Origin of the sequence: Kitasatospora sp. MBT63 (assembly GCF_000710465.2) — a bacterium.
In the GTDB taxonomy this organism is placed as follows: domain Bacteria; phylum Actinomycetota; class Actinomycetes; order Streptomycetales; family Streptomycetaceae; genus Kitasatospora.
This window is the reverse complement of sequence record NZ_JAIZ01000634.1, coordinates 1,886-2,287: the sequence shown is the minus strand read 5'-3', so window position 1 is coordinate 2,287 and position 402 is coordinate 1,886. Positions and strand designations below refer to the sequence as shown.

Annotated in this window: 1 protein-coding gene; it reads right to left on the bottom strand. The window is 69.9% G+C overall.

What is annotated here, in order from left to right; translation table 11 throughout:
- Nucleotides 1-402: AMP-binding protein (locus AA75_RS51110; protein ID WP_199520476.1), on the bottom strand; the 402-nt coding region annotated here is incomplete at both ends.

Here is a 402-nt window from a genome sequence, read left to right as displayed (position 1 = left end):
GGTACGACGGCGTCAGGTCCAGGAAGTCGAGCCGGTGGTCCGCGATGTACCGCGCCAGCGCGGCGCCGTCGAGCCGCGTCTCGTCCGGGATCAGGTGCAGCTGGTGTCCGGCGAGCAGGAAGCACACCGCATCCAGGGAGGTGTCGAAGGTGATGCCGGCGACCAGACCCACCGGCACGCCGGTGCGGTCGGCGAAGTACTGGTCGATCAGGGTGCGCCGGTGGGTGTGGAACAGCTCCGCCAGACTGCCGTGCTCCACCACCACGCCCTTGGGCCGGCCCGTCGAACCAGACGTGTAGATCACATACGCCGGGTGCCCCGGCAGCACCTCCACACCCAGATCACCCGACCCGCGGGACGCCACCGAAACCGCGGTCACCGCGTCGTCCAGCACCACCAACG